Below are 19,052 nucleotides of genomic sequence, written 5' to 3' on the forward strand. Positions count from 1 at the left end.
GTAATCCTCCTAACCGCTTACGCTTCTACTGTTTCGTCTTCGATACCTAGCTCTTGCTTAATCCAATCATAGCCCTCTGCCTCTAAACGGTGTGCTAGCTCTGGACCACCTGATTTAACAACACGACCAGCCATCATTACGTGTACATGATCTGGCGTAATATAATTTAATAAACGTTGATAGTGAGTAATGATTAGACAGCCAAAGTCATCACCGCGCATGTTGTTGATTCCGTTAGAAACAACCTTTAGCGCATCGATATCAAGACCAGAGTCAATCTCATCTAAAATCGCAATTTTCGGCTCAAGCATAGTTAACTGAAGAATTTCATTACGCTTCTTCTCTCCACCTGAGAATCCTTCATTTAAATAACGCTGTGCCATGTTTGGATCCATTTCAAGAAGCTCCATGCTCTTATCCATTGTACGAATAAACTTCATTAATGAAATTTCTTCGCCTTCTTTACGACGTGAATTAATAGCAGAACGTAAGAAGTCAGCGTTTGTTACTCCACTAATCTCACTTGGATATTGCATAGCTAGGAATAGACCTGCACGTGCGCGCTCATCTACTTCCATTTCTAATACATCTTCTCCGTCTAGCGTGATGCTACCTGAAGTAATTTCATATTTAGGGTGACCCATGATTGCTGATGAAAGTGTAGATTTTCCTGTTCCGTTTGGACCCATTACTGCATGAATCTCTCCACCCTTAATTTCAAGATTCACACCCTTTAAAATCTCTTTACCATCGATTGAAACATGAAGATCCTTAATTGTTAAAGTAGAACCCATAGTGCAATACCTCCATTATTTTAAACAATATTATGTCGTTTTGAATGAATTTTACGGTCATTCTCACTTTATTCTCATTCTAATCTTATACTATTTAAAAAATAATATCAAATTTAGAAAACTATCAAGCTAATCCAATTTCTTATGTAATCTTTAAGCTTAAAATGAGACATTTTTTATTGTAACAAAAAGATCCAATCAACGTAAGTGGACAAGCTTAATCAATTTAAATTTGTAAAGTTTTTATAGAAGACTTCGTTTACAGAGATATTGTTTGCTTGTTATAGAATCCTCATCCAAAAAATCTAGTTGCCTCATATAAAATAAAAAATACAACCAATAACCTTCTTAAAATATAAAATCAGCCACAATTAATATGGCTGATCTCACTTTAATTATGATAAAAGCTCTTACGATCGATTTCTTCAATCATTCGTCTGCTTTCTCTATATTCTTCTTGTCGTTTTTGTTCAATTTTAAGTCGCTGGGCTAGATTGTTGCTATACTCCTCATAGCAAACTCTATACTTAAGGTACATGGCCTTTTCCATTTCGGTTGTATAGTTAAGTTCTAGCTGATTAATAATGAACCAATCCTTTCTTTATTTGCTAATTACAATCTTAACAATGTTTAGCTTGTCCACTCAAATGAGTTAAATCCTTATTTAGTGGCTTTTATAGTGATGTTGAAGGATTTGGTAAGCTGTTCTTGCGTAACTTTACAATTCCTGTTTATTCATGCCACATTCTTCTGTTTCCTCGAAAGTGAATGTAGCGAATTACCTATCAAAGCTTCCAATTGGGGTCAAAAATATTATAAATCCAAGACAAAATAAAAAGACCCCAAAATGGAGTCTACTTTATTGCTTTAATTCATTTAATTCAGTCATACATTCTTGAACTAAAGTGACCGCTTGGCTCATTGCTGCGCCTCCGCCAAATGCAGCTGCTACTCCAACGGACTCAAGAATTTCTTGCTCTGAAGCCCCTTGATCTAAGCAGCCTTTTGTATGATAGATAATGCAATATTCATCCTGTGAGTATAAGCTGATCCCTAGTGCAATCAGTTGCTTTTGTTTTTGATCTAGAGCGCCTTCTTTAAAGCAAGCTTCAGTAAAGGCATTATAGTGATGTGCTAGGTCAGGCATCTTTTGAGTAAACGTACCAAGACCAAGCTTGTAATCATGCAATGCTGCCTCAGTTGAATTACGTGGTTGAAATTCCATCTCTTCACTCCTAATCGTGTGTTATCCTCGTTAGTATGATTCAATTTAAACGGAGTATACAGTTTTTGAGAACAAAGCTTAACATCATATAATCAAAAAAGACGACTTAGAATGGATCTAAGTCGCCTCTCTCAATGATTATTCGCTTACTGGTACAACTGCACCTTTATATTCTTCCTTGATAAAGTTTTGAATTTCTTCTGAACGAAGAACTTCAACTAGCGCTTTCACTTCTTCACGAGTTTCATCACCAGAACGAACAGTAATGATGTTTACGTATGGAGATTCTGGACCTTCGATTGCAATAGAATCTTCAAGTGGATTTAGACCTGCATCAATTGCATAGTTTGTGTTAATTAAAACTGCGTCACCTTCGTCATTGTTATAAACTTGTGGTAGAAGACCTGCTTCAACGTCAGCTTGGAATTCGATGTTCTTTGGGTTTTCTACAATATCATCTACAGTAGCAGCAGTTGTATCAATACCTTCTTTTAGCTTAATTAGACCTTTGTCTTGAAGCATTGTTAAAATACGACCGTGGTCAGCTACAGCATTACTCATGATAATAGTAGCTCCCTCTGGTAGATCTTCAAGGCTTTTGTGCTTTTTAGAATACACTCCAATTGGCTCAATGTGGATTCCACCCGCGTTAACAAAATCATAATTATCGTTTTCAGACATTTGAAGCTCTAAGTAAGGAATGTGTTGGAAATAGTTTGCATCAATTTCTTCGTCAGCAAGTGCTTTGTTAGGTAATACATAATCCTGGAACGGAATAATATCTAGTTCAATTCCTTGCTCAGCAAGAATTGGTTTTGCCTGCTCTAAAATAACTGCGTGAGGTACGTTTGAAGCTCCAACAACAAGCTTCTTAGCCTCTGTATTTTCAGTAGCTTCCGTGTTTTCTTCAGTTGTATCTGCACCTTGTGTAGCTTCTTCTTCGTTTTGTCCACCAGTACCGCAAGCAGCTAGTGTAAGTAGTAAAGCCAGTAATAGTAAACTTAAAATCTTTTTCATGTGATCATCTTCTCCTTTTAGTTGTTTTTATCTTTTATCAAGCATTGAAGTCACTCGGTCCCCAATGAATTGAATAATGAATACGATGAGTAAAATAATGACCGTTGACATAAATGTCACATCTCCCTGGGAACGTTGGAAACCTTCTAAAAACGCAAGATTCCCTAATCCCCCTGCTCCGACCACACCTGCCATAGCTGTGTATCCTACTAACGCAATTGCTGTAACAGTGATTCCAGAAACCATAGCAGGCATTGACTCTGGTAATAACACTTTCCAGATAATTGTCCATGTTGTTGCTCCCATGGCTCTTGATGCTTCAATTACCCCCTTGTTAATTTCTCGAAGGGCAATTTCAACCATTCTTCCATAGAAAGGAGCAGCACCAATAATCAGTGCTGGTAATGCGGCGTTAGAACCGAGCATTGTACCTACGATAAATTTAGCAAATGGAATTAACAATATAATAAGGATAATAAACGGTATAGATCTAAAAATATTAACAAACGCAGCCACTATAGAGTTAACGAATGCATTCTCCCATAGATTACCCTTTGCCGTTAAGAATAATAACAAACCTAGGATCGTACCTAAGATGAAGGTAGCAAGTACTGAGATGGCAGTCATGTATAGCGTCTCTAGCGTCGCTTCTAGCATTCGATCCCAATTAACATTAGGAAATAATTGCTCAACCATTTGAGATCACCTCCACATCAACGGCTTGACTGCGAATATAGTCAATTACTTTATTGATCTCAGTGTCAGGACCATCAACATGTACAAACAAAGTACCATATGAACCTGTTTGAAGATGAGAAATCTTTCCTTGTAATATGTTAACGGTGATATCAAAATTACGGATTACATTCGTAATGAGAGGTTGTTCCGTTTCCTCACCCACAAACGTTAGCTGAATCACTTTACCGTTAGGGAATTTCTCAAGTAGATGCTCAGCCGTTTCCTGTGTATCCTCTGGCTCTGTTAATTGACCAACAAAACGTCTAGTGATTTCTTCTTTTGGATTTTTAAAAACAGAAAGCACATCTCCTTGTTCAACCACTCGCCCGTTTTCCATGACAGCCACACGATGACAAATCTTACGAATAACATGCATCTCGTGAGTAATGAGAATAATCGTTAAACCCAGTCTTTCATTTATATCAACCAACAGGTCTAGAATCGAATCGGTTGTTTGTGGATCTAGGGCAGAAGTTGCTTCATCACAAAGAAGTACTTTCGGGTTATTTGCTAGTGCTCTTGCTATACCCACCCTTTGTTTCTGTCCACCGCTTAGCTCAGATGGATAAGCAAGTTCACGTCCCTTTAAACCTACAAGTTCGATTAACTCATCAACACGTTTTCGTTGTTCTGCCTTACGAACACCTGAAATTTCAAGTGGAAAGGCAATATTATCTCTAACAGTTCTAGACCATAGTAAATTGAAATGCTGAAAGATCATTCCCGTTTCCTGACGTGCCACTCTAAGTTCTCTTCCTGAAATCTTAGCCATATCCCGTCCAGCTACCATGATTGAACCCTCTGTTGGTTTTTCCAACTGATTAAACATACGAATTAATGTACTTTTACCCGCGCCGCTATAGCCGATTACTCCAAAAATTTCACCCTTATTAATTTCAAGATTAATCCCATCTACAGCTGTTACAAGTCCACTTTTCGAAGAAAAAACCTTTTTTACATCCTTTAAAGTAATGATGCTACTCACCTCTTTCATATCTGAGTTTACCCATCAATTAAGTACGAATAAAAACAATAGATTACTATTAGCCTTTACTGGAAGAAAATAATTATAACTTTACCCTTGAGTGTGATGAAAACAAAAAATCCCTTCCTGCAGAAATAAGCAGAAAGGGAACGCATAAGTTTCCTTTCTCTCATCTCCCAAAGCAATTACTACGCTCTGCAGGAATTGGCACCATTTCAACATGTACGTTGACGGTTGCCGGGTTTCATAGGGCCATGTCCCTCCACCACTCTTGATAAGAGTTGTATCGATAAACCATTATATAATTATTTGCTTAGAATTAATCTATTGAAATATCATTTATACTCATTTTTTTAGACTATGAAAGTGATTTTAGCATGATAAAAATTATGCGTCAATAATTTTGTTTTAGAAAAGCGATTGCGCCCTGTTAAACCCCGACAAGCAAATGTTCCTAAGAGAAAAAAGGGCGGTTTTCCCCTTTATTCTCTTAGGGTTATTGACCTCGAGGGGCTGGGCGCTGGTGCTAGACACGGGACACAGGGACAGGTACATTGTCCCAACAGGCCTAACTCACAATTGTTTAGAGTGGGACATGGTACCTGTCCCCCTGTTCCAGTTTTTCGATTTCCTGCGCCTTTAAGATTCGGCGTAAGATTTTGCCGCTGATTGGTGTTTTAGGCAGTTCTTCTAGTACCTCTATTTCTCTTGGCATAGCATGGGCAGCAAGCTTGAAACGGACAAATGTTTGAATATCCTTTAAAAGCTCCTCTGATTCTGTGTAGGCATCTGTTAATACGATGAATGCCTTCACAATTTCTCCGCGAAGTGGATCTGGTTTCCCAATGACTCCAGCCTCTACAACGGCAGGGTGCTCGATTAACTTGCTCTCGACTTCGAATGGTCCAATTCTTTCCCCGGAAGAATTAATCATATCGTCATTTCTTCCTTGAAAGAATACATAGCCTTCCTCATCCATTCGAGCCAAATCTCCTGACACATACCAATCATTAATAAAGTACGATTGATACTTTTCTTCATTCTTCCATATTTCCTTCATCATCGAAGGCCAACCTTTTTTTATAGCGAGTAGACCAAACTCTCCCCGCTTCACTTCATTGCCTTCTAAATCAATAATCCCAGCAGTGATTCCCGGTAATGCTCTTCCCATTGAACCAGGTTTAATGGCTGCGGTTGGAAGGTTAACGATCAGTTGTGCACCTGTTTCTGTCATCCACCATGTATCATGGATTCTAATGTTAAACGCATCAAGTCCCCATGTAATCACCTCAGGATTTAATGGCTCACCAACACTCAATATATGTCTTAATGATGAAAGATTAAAATTTTTAATCTTGTCAGTATCATTCATTAATAAACGAAATGCTGTAGGTGCACTGTACCAAACAGTTACACCCGTGTCTTCGATTGCTTGGAACCACTCATCAGCCTTAAAGCGACCACCATGAACCACTACTGTTGTTCTATTTAACCAAGGAGCAAAGATTCCATACGAACTTCCCGTTACCCAGCCAGGATGTGCGGTACACCAATAGACATCATCTTCCCGTAAATCTAATACCCATTTTCCAGTTTGAAACTGTTGAATCATGACTCGGTGCGCGTGTAATACCCCTTTTGGCTTTCCAGTCGACCCAGATGTGTAATGAATAATCATTCCATCATTCAGACCTACCCATTGCACTGCCTCACCTTCAAAAGAAGTTTCTTTTAAAAGCCTTGGGATTGATTGTGCAATTGGATGATCCAAATCATCTGTTATATAAATAGAGTGAAGCTCTGGGAGTTTATCTACAGGAACACGTTCAAGAAGCTCTGCATTCGTTAAAAGCACTGATGCCTCACAATCATACATTCTGTCATAAATAGCATCTTCCATAAACGCTTCAAACAACGGCCCTACAATAGCTCCTACCTTAATAACCGCTAGTATGGCAATATAACCTTCCTGATTTTTAGGTAAAAAAGTAAACACTCTGTCTCCCTTTTTTACCCCTTGAGATTTGAGCAAGTGGGCCCATTCATCTGTTCTTCTCTTTAACTCTGAGAAAGTTAAGCTTTCCTTCGTTGTTCCATTTATATAAACGAGAGCTTCTTTCTCTCCATACCCATCTTCTACATGTCGATCAATACATTCATAGGCCATATTAACTTTGTCTGTTTTGAACCAACTAAAATGAGGATGGACAGAATCCCACTTAAACTGCTCATAAGTCTCTTCGTATTTCTCTAAATTATGAATACCTTTTCTAGGGTGTAAAATAGGGTTAGATTGACTCATGGAAAGTATTACTCCTTTGCTTTTTCTAAATTTAATAAAGAAAGAATATAGTTCTTTTGCTTAGCTAAATCTTCATCACCTCTTGAACGAGGTCTCTGTTTATTCACAGTAATTTCCTCACATAACTCTCCAGGCTGCCCACGAAAAATTAGAATACGATCGCACAAGTAAAGGGCCTCATCAATATCGTGAGTTACAACTAACATCGTTGCCTTTTTTTGCTCCCATACCTCTAAAAGAAGGTCCTGAAGCTGCATTTTTGTAAAAGCATCGAGTGCACTAAACGGCTCATCTAACAGTAAAATTTGTGGGGAAGTTATTAACGCTCTTGCTATTGCAACACGCTGTGCCATTCCTCCAGATAGTTCCTTCGGATATTGCTGTTCGAATCCTTTTAATCCAACCTGTTCAAGAATTGTCAAAGCGTTCGTTTCATTTCCGGCCCGGTCTTTCACGCCAAACAAGACGTTTTCAAGGACTGTTAGCCACGGCATGAGCCTTGGTTCTTGAAACATAAAGCCAATATTTTCGTTATGATCTCTCGCTTGTTTATTTTCAACTAGAATACTACCTTCATAGCTTGAATCAAGACCAGAAATCGTACGTAGTAGCGTACTTTTACCACAGCCACTTGTGCCAATTAGACCGATAATCTCACCGTTTTTGGCTGAGAAGCTGATATCACGAAACGCTACATTTCCATTTTCAAATTTTCTTGTTGCTCTCTCCACTGTTAAAACCATTTGGATCACCGCCTTTATTTCTACTATTACTTCCCACCTGAGCTAGACAAACTATCCTGCCAATGTAAGGCTTTGTTTTCAACCGCTTTTAAAATCGCATCAGAAATTTTCCCAAGGATGGCAAAAAGAATAATACTTGCAATGATAATATCAGGTGAGCTCATATTTTGACCGAAAACTAGTAAGTAGCCTAGTCCTTTACTTGCTCCCATTAGCTCAGCTGCTACAACAAACATCCACCCTAACCCTAATCCACTTCGTATTCCAACTAAAAAGGAAGGAAGTGATGCAGGCAAAATGATTCTTTTAATTAACTGGTAGGTAGAGAAGCCGTAAATTTTCCCTACCTCAATTAATTTGCGATCTACCCCTTTTACACCACTTACAATGTTCAAATAAACAGGGAAAAACACACCGATTGCAATAAGAGTAACCTTAGAAACCTCTCCAATACCTAGCCACAAAAGAAACAATGGTACCCACGCAAGTGATGGAATCGAACGAAAAGCCTGCAACAGCGGATCGATTAGTTTTTCTGCTAGTTTAAAGAATCCAACCACTGATCCTAGTAGTACAGCAATCGCTGTACCTGCAAAGAATCCAATAAACACTCGGTATAAGGTAATCCCAGAATGACTCCACAAGCTACCATCCTGTAGCATCGAATATATCTTTTGTAGAATAATAGACGGTGCAGGTAGCTGGTGTACAGGAAACACTCCAGTTCTACTGAGTACTTCCCATACCGCTATCAAAATGATTGGTAGAATGCTGCTAATTGCAATATCACTTGCTGATAAAGCTATTTTTTTGTATGGCAACGAAATTCGAAAGGCCTTTGGAATTGGTTTTAATGTACTGCTTTCAGATCGGTGTGACATTGATAAAACCCCCTACTTACTTAATTACTTTTTCTGCAAATGAAGGTTGAATCAGATCATTTGCTAGTTTTTCTAAATCTGCACCAGCGTCGATTACCCCACCATTTTGAAGTACTTTACCAGCTTCAATTAATGCATTAATCTGTGTTTCTCCTGGAACTGGACTAGAAAAATCATTTCTTGAAATTTGCAACTTTGCAACTTCCTCATCTAATTGTGCTTGTGTCGCTAAAATAGTAGCTGCCTCTTCTTCATTTTCAACGGCCCATGTTCTTGCCTTTTCATACAGCTCAATAACCTTTTCTACATATTGTGGATATTGCTCTGCAAACTCTGAGCGTACATTTAACGTTCCATACGTATTAAAATCAGGATTACGATAGATATAGCTAGTTCCTTCTGTTACTTCAAGCTTTGCCATATGTGGATCAAGCCCAGCCCATGCATCAACATCACCAGAAACTAGTGCAGAAGCACCGTCACCATGCTGTAGGTTTACAATTTCAACATCTGAACTACTTAAACCAGCCTCATCTAGGGCACGTAGTAGGAAAATATATGGATCTGTACCTAATGTAGCTGCTACCTTTTTCCCCTTTAGGTCAGCCACAGACTTAATCGTTGTATCACCAGGTCCAACAAGTGCTGTCCATTCTGGCTTTGAGTAAATATAGACCGTTTCAATAGGAGAAGCTTTTGATTTTGCAATTAATGCCGCAGCACCCGCTGTTGAGCCAAAATCAACACTATCACTGTTAAGGAACTCTAACGCCTTGTTGCTTCCTAAGCTTTGAACCCATTCAACTTCAATACCCTCTGCTTCAAAAGCTTCTTCAACCCAGCCTTTTTCTTTTAACACTAGACTAGTAGGTGAATAGAATGCGTAGTCCAAGCGGATTTTTTCTGGTTTAGCGGCCTCTGCATTACCAGATACCTCAGTATTATTTGATGTTGTATTGCTTCCGCAAGCACTTAGTAAACCCATAGAAATAGTAAGGATTAATGTTAAAAGGATACCGTACTTTTTATTTTTCATTTTTTTTACTCTCCTTAGTTAGGGAGCCTTCTGTAGATGAAGACTCCGATTAGTTGGGTTTTGTTAAAACTTGTTGTTGATTTTATATTTCACAAGCATAAGTAGAAATGGAACCTCTTAAACGTTGTGCCTCTTTATAGGTGCAACGATTATAAACGACTTCTAAGCCTGCTTCCTTTGCAATTTCAACAGCTTCTTCAGAAATAACTCCCTCTTGTAGCCAGAAGATACCTGGTCTAACTACTGCTGCTTCCTTCGCTAATTCGACCGCTGCATCTGAACTTCTAAAGATCTGCACGATATCAATTTGATTTGGCACTGAGCTTAAGTCTGGATAAGCCTTCTCGCCTAGTACTTCGGTTTCGTTAGGGTTTACCGGGATAATGCGATAGCCAAGTCTCTTCATCTTGAACGCCAGTCTGTGACTTGGTCTAGCCGGATTACTGCTAAGCCCAACAATCGCTACGTTTTTCGTTCTTGTTTGTTCCACACCATCTACTACTACTGTTTCTGTCGCGGACCCTAGTGCCTTTTTAATAACTCCCTCATCATTAATGACAATCTCTTTTTCTCCGCCATTAGAAACTCCAGTGGCTTTAATTAAGGCCTGGTTTAAGTCATTTGTTAAGTCACGAACTGATTCAAGTCCCACTGACAAACGAACAAGCTCTTCTGAAACCCCAGTCGCCTTTAACTGCTCACCTGTAAGCTGTTGGTGAGTAGTAGAAGCAGGATGAATCACTAATGAACGAGCATCTCCAACATTGGCAAGATGTGACCATAATGATAAGGAATCGATAAACGTTTTACCCGACTCTCTACCACCTTTTATACCGAATACAACAACCGCACCATCGCCACCAGTTAAGTATTTTTTCGCTAGGTGGTGTGTTGGGTGAGTTTCTAGACCAGGATATGTCACCCAATCTACTGCCGGATGATTTGCTAAGTAATCAGCTACCAATCTAGCATTTTCAGTATGTTTTTCCATTCTTAATTGCAATGTCTCTAGTCCTTGTAAAAGTAAGAAAGCGTTGAAAGGACTTAAGCAAGATCCAAAGTCTCTTAATAACTGAACGCGAAGCTTTGTAATAAAGGCTAATGTTCCAAAATCTACTGCATAACGAATACCGTTATAACTTGGATCTGGCTCTGTAAAGCCAGGGAACTTTTCGCTATTCCAGTTGAAACGTCCACCATCAACTACGATCCCTCCGATTGAAGTACCATGTCCACCGATCCACTTTGTAGCAGAATGAACGACAATGTCCGCTCCCCACTTAATTGGCTTACAAAGTGAGGGGGATGCAAACGTACTATCAACTACTAAAGGAATTCCAGCTTCATGAGCTACCTTTGCAACAGCTTCAATATCTAATACCTGTAGACTCGGATTCCCAATCGTTTCAGCAAAGACTGCCTTCGTTTTAGGTGTAATGGCTTTTCTAAAATTCTCTGGATCTGATGAATCTACAAAAATCACTTTAATTCCGTACCTAGGAAAAGTTGAAGCAAATAAGTTATATGTTCCGCCATATAGGTTAGTAGCTGCGACAATTTCATCTCCAGCGTGTGCAAGATTCATCAGTGCTAAAGAGATGGCTGCCTGACCTGAAGAGGTTGCTACCGCTGCAACACCTTCTTCTAGAAGGGCAATTCTCTTTTCCAATACATCTACGGTTGGATTTCCGATACGAGAGTAAATGTTACCTGGCTCATCTAAAGCAAATAAACGTTGTGCATGCTCGGTACTATGAAAAACATAGGAAGAAGTTTGATAGATTGGTACCGCACGCGAACCTGTAGTTGGATCTGGCGCATGACCTCCGTGTAGTAATAATGTTTCTAAATCATAAGAATGGTTTGTCATTTTAAACACTCCTTTGGTTTGGTTTTAGATATAAAAAAAACACCCTATGTAAGAAGAGGATGCTTAACCCTCTTCTTATCTCTCAGATCTTTCTTCTGCTGGAATTAGCACCTGTAACGGTTGCCGGGTTTCATTGGGCCAGTCCCTCCACCTCTCTTGATAAGAAGATTATTTAATTGTTAGTTTTACTGGACTCTCAACCGTGATATTTTCAAGCGTTAAACCTGTTCCAGATACGGGGTAAAACCTCAATGTATCCTGTTTAAGTTGCTGAAGAAATAATAGGACATTCTCTTCCTTACCTTGTAGGAAATCTCCAACAATATAGCCATCTTCAGTCTTGAGTAACTCTCGCTGTATTAATTTGACGTTATAGTCTTCTAGTTTGCTAGTTATTGAGTAGTTGTTCTTTAAATCCTCTGAATTTAATGCTTCACTAACGGCAACCCATAAGGATAAAGGCTGTTCACCTTCTGCCAACAGTTCCACGTGGTTTGATGATCTTTTAAAATCTAAATCTTGATTACCTTGTTGCTTTATATAGACTAAATCTTCTATCATGGCACTAGCTGTCGCTTTGGAACCTGCTCCAGGTCCCTGTAAAAGAATCGTCCCAACTAAATCTGTTGTAATAACAATCCCATTATCCACTCCCTCAACATTATAAAGTGGGTGACTGGCAGAAACGAAAACTGGTTTTACTTCGGCTACTATTTCCGTATGACTCTTTTGAAGTGAAGCAACTAGTTTTAACCGAAGTCCTAGCTTTTCACCTACAATTAAATCCTGTAAGGAAACACGATTTACTCCTTGTTTCTCAACCAGTTCCCAATCAGGCTGTTGTTGATGAACGAGATCACTTAAAATCATTAATTTATAAAAGGCGTCAGTTCCTAATATATCGTTATTGGGATTTGCTTCAGCATACCCTAGTGCTTGTGCTTCTATTAGAACATCATCAAAGTCTGCTTTCTCCTTGCGCATCTTTGTTAAGATATAGTTACTTGTTCCATTCAGAATGGCCTCAAGTTTTGTAATCCCATTAATCTGAAGCAATTGAATAATCGTTCGTAGTAATGGTATACCACCAGCCACCGCTGCTTCAAAAGCGAGAATACGATCATGTTTCTTCGCAAGACTTGAAAGCTCTTTACCTTTATGAGCTAATAACTCTTTATTTGCACTAATAACATGACAGCCTTTTTCTAAAAAGCTTTTTATATAAGAATGAGCAGGTTCAATTCCTACTATTGCTTCAAAAACGATATCAATCTCTTCTATTGCTAGAAGTTCACTAACCTCAGTAGTCACCTTAACCGCCGAATGAATGTCTCTAGTTTTCATTGCGTTTTTAACTAGTACACCAACAACCTCTACCTCGGTTCCCGTTGCTTGAATTAGTTTTTCTCGATGAGATTCAATACTCTCATATACACCTTGACCAACCGTACCTAATCCCAGCAATACTACCTTAATTGATTTCACAGTCTAAGCCCTCCTCTACTAGGTGTCCCCATTTGTCAAATTCAACTAAAAACCCATCATGGCCAAACACAGTGGACACTTCATGATGCTTTGAGGATGAATGATACTTCTTATGTTCATTAACTACTTCCTCTAAAAATTCTGTAGGATAGATGATGTCTCCCTTATAACTAATTGCAATAATTTTGGCTTCTATTAAAGCTATTGCCCGTTTCCAATCTCCACGGTTTCGACCTAAATCGTGGTGATCCATTACCTTTAATAGATAGAGATAACTATTGGCATCAAATCTATTTAAAAACTTCTCACCCTGATACGTTAAGTACGAATCAACCTGATAGGACTTTTCTTGGTGATGTTCACCAAAGCCTTCTCGTGCTTCTCTAGAAAATCTGGAATTAAATAATTCAGGTGAGCGATAGGAGATCATTCCAATCATCCTTGCAATACTTAGCCCGAATTCTGGATTTTTATCATATTCACCATTTTTCCAGTTTGGATCATTGGTAATTGCGTATCTGGCTATAGAGTTATAGGCCATTCCAAAATCACTTAAATAAGGTGAGGTTGCTAGTGGAAATAATAGCTTTGAGAAATTAGGATATAGCACGCCCCATTCTAGCACTTGCATTCCCCCTAGAGATCCCCCAATTATCGCGTGAACTTGCTGTATCCCCATTTGGTTTAGGGCAAGATACTGACTTTTGACAATATCTCTTACCGAAACAAATGGAAAGTTCGCGCGATAAGGGTGCCCTTTTGGATTGAGATTTAAAGGACCAGTTGTTCCATTACAACCACCTAGGACATTCATCGTAATGACCTGCCATTTAGCTGTGTCAATATTCTTCCCTTCTCCTATTAAGCCCGACCACCATCCAGGGTGATCTTCTGTACCGACCGTAAATTGATTTCCAGTTAATGCATGGCATACGACTATGACAGGAGCGGATTTAGGTCCAACTCTCTCGAAAGCTATTTGAACATCAGGAATTGTAATGCCTAGTTCAGTTGTAAATGCTCCTAGTTGAATCTTGCCATGCTCCGTATAAACTTCTTCCCTCACGTTAGGCATTAAATCCTCCTTTCAAGTAAGTAATGCTTTTATTTTTTTGACCTTTTCCAGTTTCACTACATGAAAAAACCCTCTTCAATAAGAAGAGGGTGAATACCTAAATTCATCTCTTCTTATCTGTCAGAGCAATAAATGCTCCGCAGGAATTGGCACCGTGTTTACTTAAAAACCGGTTGCCGGGTATCATAGGGCCAGCCCCTCCACCTCTCTGGATAAGAAAAATTCTTTATTCAATTAACGCTTTAACTTACAAGTTAAATTTGATTCTGTGAAGAATATAACACAGGGAAAATATAACTGTCAAACAATTTTTACTAATTAGTTTATAGTAAATATTTAATACAATAGTAATCTTACGTGATAATAAGCCAATTATGCAGATAATCTTTTTTCACTTAAGTAAAAGAGAGCCTCAGCTAGTAAAATATCCTTTAATTTCCCGGTTAATCTAATACGATTTTCACTCTCAAGTTTTCTAATTCTTTCTTTTCCTGTAATAATAAACTGTAAGGTTTCACAATCTCCCTTAATCCAAACATCTGTCCGACCTTGGCTCTTTGCAAATATTTCACAACCGTCTGTTGATATCTTAATAAAAACTAATTCATAGTCAAGTTGAAAGCAAACATAGATCGGAGTAGATGGGAGAATTGGTCTCAGATGTTTTTCTCTTAATACAGCACTAGCAAATTGTTCAAGTAACTCTTTCATAAAATCTCCTCCTGGTTATGGCTACTGTAACTATTCAACAGTATCCAGACCTATTCCCCTATTAATCGTTCGACACTTTCTTGGTTGGGAAACAAATAAATACATAATTCTATTTATTTCCTGAGAAATATGTCATATTGCAGATAGTTTTACAAATCGAACTTAATTTATGCCTTTTTTGACATAAAAATTTAAAAACGAGTTCTATGGAAATCCATATTTATAAGGACTAATTTGGAATAAGTAAATCTACTTTCTAGAAAACTTGTTTTCAGTGAAAAAACTGCACAGTTTTGTTGATTTTTTGCTAAAACAACAAAAAACCCACCAAAATTGGTGGGCTAAGCAATAACTAATTGTGGTTCTAACTTAGATTTCAATTGCTTTCTTGCACGATAAAGATTGATCTTTACCGTTCCAGGATTCATCTTAAGCTGACTTGCAATTTCTTTTTCTTTTAAGCCGTTATTGATTTTCAAATGAATAATCGCTTGCTGCTCTTTACGTAAATTATTGATCTCACATTCTATTTCATTCTTAAAAAATTCCCACTCGACCTCTTTTTCTACAGAAGTTTTTGGTTCTTCCTTGTAGTTGATCAGATCTTCGACAAATTCACAGCCTTGTCTACTCTCTTTTCTAATAAAGTCAACTGCTGTCCTTTTCGCAATTGTCATGAGCCAAGGTCCAATTTTCGACTCATCTAGTATTGAGTCAGCCTTTTCAAAAGCTTTAATAAAGGTTTCTTGAACAATGTCCTCTGCCAAATAATGATCCCTGATCATCGAGTGAACTTGATAGTATATCTTTTTGTAATACAGATTATATAAGTTAGTGTAATCCATTTTGACCCGCCTTTAGCTGCTCTACTTGGATGAACTCGCAGCTTTATCATCAATTGTTCTAAATTCTATATGAGGTTGCTCTTTAAATTTAAATGCAATATTTAGGCCTTTATTATAATCACCGGTTGCATTCTTCCATAAATCGAGAATTTCTGTTGGATTTGTAACTTTTGTCGTGTCCTCCAGGCTATTAAGTTTTTCGACCAATTCATTATTTGGTAGTGTGTAATACTCATTAATATCAATAATTTGTTCACCTAGAAGAATGGCATATTCAAAATCATCACCTGTTAAAACAGCATTTTCATAAACTCCCTTGTCCTTCAACCATTTTTCTACCCCAGGGTATGAAGCTGTTAATCCATGATAGGTCTCAAAGTGTGGATCTTCTGACACTAGGTCAATCCTAATTGTAGAAATAGTCCCTTCATTATAGTTTTCATACTCTTGAACTAAAATATCTTCCTTTAAGACGGAAAGTAATTCTACAATTTCAGCCTTATCTGATATAACAACTTCTCTTTGTTTATATCCGATTGTCGGTTCGAAGACTAATTTTTCTACTTCAGAAGCTTCTAGCTGCATCGCTTGAAACCTAACATTTTTATATTCCGTTGACTCATAAATTGGCTTTAATAAGTGAGCATAATCATTTCCAGGAATCGCGTAATCACGAACAATTTTTTCTCCATTTTTCAACTCATACACAATAAAAACTGATTCCGGATGACTAGGTAAATCTTGATCCTTTAAACGGTCTTTATCATCTATAATAGCTTGATGGAGTTTGATAATATTTTCAAAGTTCTCTTCTTCATGGAAATATTCGATTGGAAGTCCAAAATCCTCAGCTTCATTGAAATAAAGATAACGTTCACTTCCGTAGTATATTTTTTCAATTTCAGCAGTTTCAGGTACTTTTCCCTCATAACCAAATACATCAAAGTGGATCGCTACTAATAGGACGACCATACCCACAACAAAATATAAGTATCCTTTAAATCCACCTAAGACTCTCCATGTTTTTTGGAGAACCATCTCTGCAATGAGGTATCCAATAATAGAACCTACAACATAACCAAAAACTGTCCATCCAAAGTTGTTTTGCACCTCACCGAAATACAACCCTCCGAAGAGCATGAAACAGAAGGTTACTCCGTATTTAAAAATAGGTCTAAGGATCGGAAATACGATTGGATTTGTAATAGCTTCTAATCTTCTTTTTCGATAAAGTAAAATCGCACAACCGAAAAGCACGAGGATTAATCCAAGGTAAATCCCAGTTTCACCCCATGTTACTGGCATGTTATTAAGATAAACAGTCCTTGAAAGAGGAGATAGTTTCCCTAATTCTGGACCCGTATAAAAATCCGGCGTGAATCCAAAAAGGAAAATATCTAAGCTAAAAACTAATAACAAACATAGACCAATCGGCAAAAACAAAAAGATGTAAGAAAGTACTCCATGTATGATCGAAATTCCTGTCACCATTCCGATCACTACTGTACCCATATATGCCAGCAAATTAATTAAAATAGTGATACCAGCCCAGTAAAGGATGTCAGTGATCGTGAAGTATACTGATAGATCAAATGCTGGAACCATAATAAACAGAATCATCATATTGAGCAAGATAGGTAAAACAACTAAAGTTGCACCTATTCCAACAAAATGGTTATATAGCTGAACTCGGTTAACTGGTAAACTATGAAATAAATCTGAGGATGCTTTTGTTTGAATATATCTAAATATAAAAATTCCTATTAAAACAGGAACAGCACCTGAAAAAAGGGTTAGAATATCGTTATTCCATGAAAATAGATTATTATTTTCAAAAAATTGATGCCTATAGATTGACTCTTCTTCAGTCACAAACATTATAATTCTTAATGGTAACGCAAAGAACAAGCCTAAAAAGTAGATAATCCCAAGCCATCCCGTGCTCCTAAAGCCTTGAAGGATGATCTCTTTATTAAACCAAGATGTTTTGGATTGCATAGCCTTGATCCCCCATTTCGTAAATGAAAATTTCTTCTAGTGTTAATGGTAGTAAGTCAAAAATAACGGGATTATATTTACGAAAATGGTTCACCACTTCACTTTCCTGTCCACGAACAATACATAAAATAACGCTTCCACGTTCTTCCTTATACAAAAGGCTTACTCCTTTGAATATTTCATCGGAAATGTCTCCTGAAAATGCTACTTGAATTTTATGTACATCCGACTTCAAGTCATCTAAATCCTTTTCTAATAGCATCGTACCCTTATGTACAATCCCTACATAGTCACAAATATCTTCAACTTCCCTAAGATTGTGTGAGGAAACAATAATCGTCATTTCTCGGTCTGCGACATCTTGGATGATTAAATTCTTCACTTTTCTTCTCATAACGGGATCTAATCCGTCAAATGGCTCATCCAGAATAAGAAGGTCAGGCATCGTGGATAGGGCTAACCAAAACGCAACCTGCCTCTGCATTCCCTTTGAGAATTTTTGAATCTTTTTATTTCGATCAAGCTGAAACACATCCTGTAGCTTTAAAAAGCGCTCCTGTGACCAGTTTGAATATATGCTGCTATAAAATTTAGCCATTTGGTTAGTCGTGTATTGTGAAAAGAAGTAAGGAGTATCAGGTATAAAGAATAAATGATTTTTAATTCTTTCATTCTCAAAAACAACCTGGTCATTAATTGTTAGCTCACCTTGATCCTGAACCAGAATTCCAGCTAATATTCTTAATAGGGTTGTTTTTCCCGCACCATTTGAACCTAGAAGACCGTAAATCGAACCTTTCTTTACGTTTAAGCTAATACTCTTAATCGCTTCAAGATCTTCAAATCCTTTTGAGAGATTTTTTACACTAATCACCCTGATTTCCCCCTTTCACAGAATCATCAATTGCTTCAAACAATTCCACGATATCTTCCTTTTTAAGTCCAAGATACACTGCTTCTGATAACACCTTAATTAATTCCTGTTTTAGCTTTTCTAATTTTTCGTTATTAATAATACTCGATGCGTCACTCACAAAGCTTCCTTTACCTGGTACTGAATATGTATAACCTTGTCTTTCTAATTCACGGTATGCTTTTTGAATAGTATTAGGATTTATCGTTAATTGCTGAGCAAGTGTCCTTACGGATGGTAGCTGTTCATCAACCTTTAGAATGTTGTTCATAATTAACTCCTTTAATTTTTCTACTAACTGCTCATAAATGGGCTGCCTACTTCTGATGTCTAATTCAAACATTTCAAACCTCCCTCTTCTGTATTACCTGTATTATTTGTGTTAATACAGTTAGTATAACCTGTTTTCCTAGTTCTGGAAAGACCTTTTGAAA

The 19,052-nt window shown here is 37.7% G+C and carries 18 protein-coding genes and 3 riboswitches; all 18 genes read right to left on the bottom strand.

Features of this window, described 5'->3' with window-relative positions; translation table 11 throughout:
• Positions 1-17: 17 nt before the first annotated feature.
• The 18 genes from sufC to G4D63_RS10490 all read right to left on the bottom strand — a co-directional run bounded on the left by sufC (position 18) and on the right by G4D63_RS10490 (position 18,961).
• The gene (gene sufC, locus G4D63_RS10410; protein WP_163179587.1) at positions 18-794 is read right to left on the bottom strand and encodes a Fe-S cluster assembly ATPase SufC; all 777 of its coding nucleotides are present in this window, start codon (positions 792-794) and stop codon (positions 18-20) included.
• Between the two features lie 391 nt (positions 795-1,185).
• Positions 1,186-1,344 (bottom strand): YuzK family famiily protein, encoded by a 159-nt coding sequence (locus tag G4D63_RS22535; RefSeq protein WP_476727077.1) that lies wholly within the window; start codon positions 1,342-1,344, stop codon positions 1,186-1,188.
• A 309-nt stretch (positions 1,345-1,653) separates the two neighbouring features.
• Positions 1,654-2,019: a carboxymuconolactone decarboxylase family protein gene (locus tag G4D63_RS10415; protein ID WP_163179588.1), complete on the bottom strand. Its 366-nt coding sequence runs from the start codon at positions 2,017-2,019 to the stop codon at positions 1,654-1,656.
• A gap of 138 nt (positions 2,020-2,157) precedes the next feature.
• Entirely contained in the window at positions 2,158-3,036 is an 879-nt protein-coding gene (locus G4D63_RS10420) for a MetQ/NlpA family ABC transporter substrate-binding protein (protein ID WP_163179589.1), read from the bottom strand.
• Between the two features lie 27 nt (positions 3,037-3,063).
• Positions 3,064-3,732: a methionine ABC transporter permease gene (locus G4D63_RS10425; RefSeq protein WP_163179590.1), complete on the bottom strand. Its 669-nt coding sequence runs from the start codon at positions 3,730-3,732 to the stop codon at positions 3,064-3,066.
• Positions 3,725-4,750, bottom strand: coding sequence for an ATP-binding cassette domain-containing protein (locus G4D63_RS10430; protein WP_163179900.1), 1,026 nt, complete (start codon positions 4,748-4,750; stop codon positions 3,725-3,727). Before G4D63_RS10430 ends, G4D63_RS10425 begins: the two co-directional genes overlap by 8 nt.
• 175 nt (positions 4,751-4,925) lie before the next feature.
• Positions 4,926-5,040, bottom strand: a riboswitch (SAM riboswitch).
• Between the two features lie 302 nt (positions 5,041-5,342).
• Positions 5,343-7,061 carry an acetate--CoA ligase gene (gene acsA, locus G4D63_RS10435; RefSeq protein ID WP_163179591.1) on the bottom strand — a complete coding sequence of 573 codons (1,719 nt, stop codon included), beginning with the start codon at positions 7,059-7,061 and terminating at the stop codon, positions 5,343-5,345.
• Positions 7,062-7,069: 8 nt separating this feature from the next.
• Positions 7,070-7,804, bottom strand: a complete 735-nt coding sequence (locus tag G4D63_RS10440; protein ID WP_163179592.1) for an ABC transporter ATP-binding protein — start codon at positions 7,802-7,804, stop codon at positions 7,070-7,072.
• 26 nt (positions 7,805-7,830) lie between these two features.
• Positions 7,831-8,685: an ABC transporter permease gene (locus G4D63_RS10445; protein ID WP_163179593.1), complete on the bottom strand. Its 855-nt coding sequence runs from the start codon at positions 8,683-8,685 to the stop codon at positions 7,831-7,833.
• A 16-nt stretch (positions 8,686-8,701) separates the two neighbouring features.
• Positions 8,702-9,721 (bottom strand): aliphatic sulfonate ABC transporter substrate-binding protein, encoded by a 1,020-nt coding sequence (locus tag G4D63_RS10450; RefSeq protein WP_163179594.1) that lies wholly within the window; start codon positions 9,719-9,721, stop codon positions 8,702-8,704.
• A gap of 82 nt (positions 9,722-9,803) precedes the next feature.
• Entirely contained in the window at positions 9,804-11,591 is a 1,788-nt protein-coding gene (locus G4D63_RS10455) for a PLP-dependent aspartate aminotransferase family protein (protein ID WP_163179595.1), read from the bottom strand.
• A 72-nt stretch (positions 11,592-11,663) separates the two neighbouring features.
• Positions 11,664-11,757, bottom strand: a riboswitch (SAM riboswitch).
• 2 nt (positions 11,758-11,759) lie between these two features.
• On the bottom strand, positions 11,760-13,076 hold the full coding sequence (locus G4D63_RS10460) for a homoserine dehydrogenase (protein WP_163179596.1): 1,317 nt from the start codon (positions 13,074-13,076) through the stop codon (positions 11,760-11,762).
• Entirely contained in the window at positions 13,063-14,151 is a 1,089-nt protein-coding gene (gene metX / locus G4D63_RS10465) for a homoserine O-acetyltransferase MetX (RefSeq protein ID WP_163179597.1), read from the bottom strand. Before metX ends, G4D63_RS10460 begins: the two co-directional genes overlap by 14 nt.
• A 110-nt stretch (positions 14,152-14,261) precedes the next feature.
• Positions 14,262-14,370: riboswitch (SAM riboswitch) on the bottom strand.
• A gap of 153 nt (positions 14,371-14,523) precedes the next feature.
• A complete protein-coding gene (locus tag G4D63_RS10470; protein ID WP_163179598.1) occupies positions 14,524-14,862 on the bottom strand; it encodes a hypothetical protein in 339 nt (112 codons plus the stop codon).
• A gap of 341 nt (positions 14,863-15,203) precedes the next feature.
• Positions 15,204-15,707: an RNA polymerase sigma factor gene (locus tag G4D63_RS10475; protein WP_163179599.1), complete on the bottom strand. Its 504-nt coding sequence runs from the start codon at positions 15,705-15,707 to the stop codon at positions 15,204-15,206.
• Between the two features lie 21 nt (positions 15,708-15,728).
• A complete protein-coding gene (locus tag G4D63_RS10480) occupies positions 15,729-17,705 on the bottom strand; it encodes a DUF6449 domain-containing protein (RefSeq protein ID WP_163179600.1) in 1,977 nt (658 codons plus the stop codon).
• Positions 17,680-18,579: an ATP-binding cassette domain-containing protein gene (locus tag G4D63_RS10485; protein WP_163179601.1), complete on the bottom strand. Its 900-nt coding sequence runs from the start codon at positions 18,577-18,579 to the stop codon at positions 17,680-17,682. The genes G4D63_RS10480 and G4D63_RS10485 overlap by 26 nt, the downstream gene beginning before the upstream one ends.
• Complete coding sequence (locus G4D63_RS10490; RefSeq protein ID WP_163179602.1) at positions 18,572-18,961, bottom strand: GntR family transcriptional regulator; 390 nt, start codon at positions 18,959-18,961, stop codon at positions 18,572-18,574. Before G4D63_RS10490 ends, G4D63_RS10485 begins: the two co-directional genes overlap by 8 nt.
• Between the last annotated feature and the right edge of the window lie 91 nt (positions 18,962-19,052).

The sequence above is a fragment of the Bacillus mesophilus genome (assembly GCF_011008845.1).
Lineage (GTDB): Bacteria > Bacillota > Bacilli > Bacillales > SA4 > Bacillus_BS > Bacillus_BS mesophilus.

Coding starts and splice junctions, on each gene's coding strand:
- sufC (WP_163179587.1), bottom strand. CDS start 794: ATGGGTTCTACTTTAACAATTAAGGATCTTCATGTTTCAATCGATGGT.
- G4D63_RS22535 (WP_476727077.1), bottom strand. CDS start 1,344: ATGGAAAAGGCCATGTACCTTAAGTATAGAGTTTGCTATGAGGAGTAT.
- G4D63_RS10415 (WP_163179588.1), bottom strand. CDS start 2,019: ATGGAATTTCAACCACGTAATTCAACTGAGGCAGCATTGCATGATTAC.
- G4D63_RS10420 (WP_163179589.1), bottom strand. CDS start 3,036: ATGAAAAAGATTTTAAGTTTACTATTACTGGCTTTACTACTTACACTA.
- G4D63_RS10425 (WP_163179590.1), bottom strand. CDS start 3,732: ATGGTTGAGCAATTATTTCCTAATGTTAATTGGGATCGAATGCTAGAA.
- acsA (WP_163179591.1), bottom strand. CDS start 7,061: ATGAGTCAATCTAACCCTATTTTACACCCTAGAAAAGGTATTCATAAT.
- G4D63_RS10440 (WP_163179592.1), bottom strand. CDS start 7,804: ATGGTTTTAACAGTGGAGAGAGCAACAAGAAAATTTGAAAATGGAAAT.
- G4D63_RS10445 (WP_163179593.1), bottom strand. CDS start 8,685: ATGTCACACCGATCTGAAAGCAGTACATTAAAACCAATTCCAAAGGCC.
- G4D63_RS10450 (WP_163179594.1), bottom strand. CDS start 9,721: ATGAAAAATAAAAAGTACGGTATCCTTTTAACATTAATCCTTACTATT.
- G4D63_RS10455 (WP_163179595.1), bottom strand. CDS start 11,591: ATGACAAACCATTCTTATGATTTAGAAACATTATTACTACACGGAGGT.
- metX (WP_163179597.1), bottom strand. CDS start 14,151: ATGCCTAACGTGAGGGAAGAAGTTTATACGGAGCATGGCAAGATTCAA.
- G4D63_RS10470 (WP_163179598.1), bottom strand. CDS start 14,862: ATGAAAGAGTTACTTGAACAATTTGCTAGTGCTGTATTAAGAGAAAAA.
- G4D63_RS10475 (WP_163179599.1), bottom strand. CDS start 15,707: ATGGATTACACTAACTTATATAATCTGTATTACAAAAAGATATACTAT.
- G4D63_RS10480 (WP_163179600.1), bottom strand. CDS start 17,705: ATGCAATCCAAAACATCTTGGTTTAATAAAGAGATCATCCTTCAAGGC.
- G4D63_RS10490 (WP_163179602.1), bottom strand. CDS start 18,961: ATGTTTGAATTAGACATCAGAAGTAGGCAGCCCATTTATGAGCAGTTA.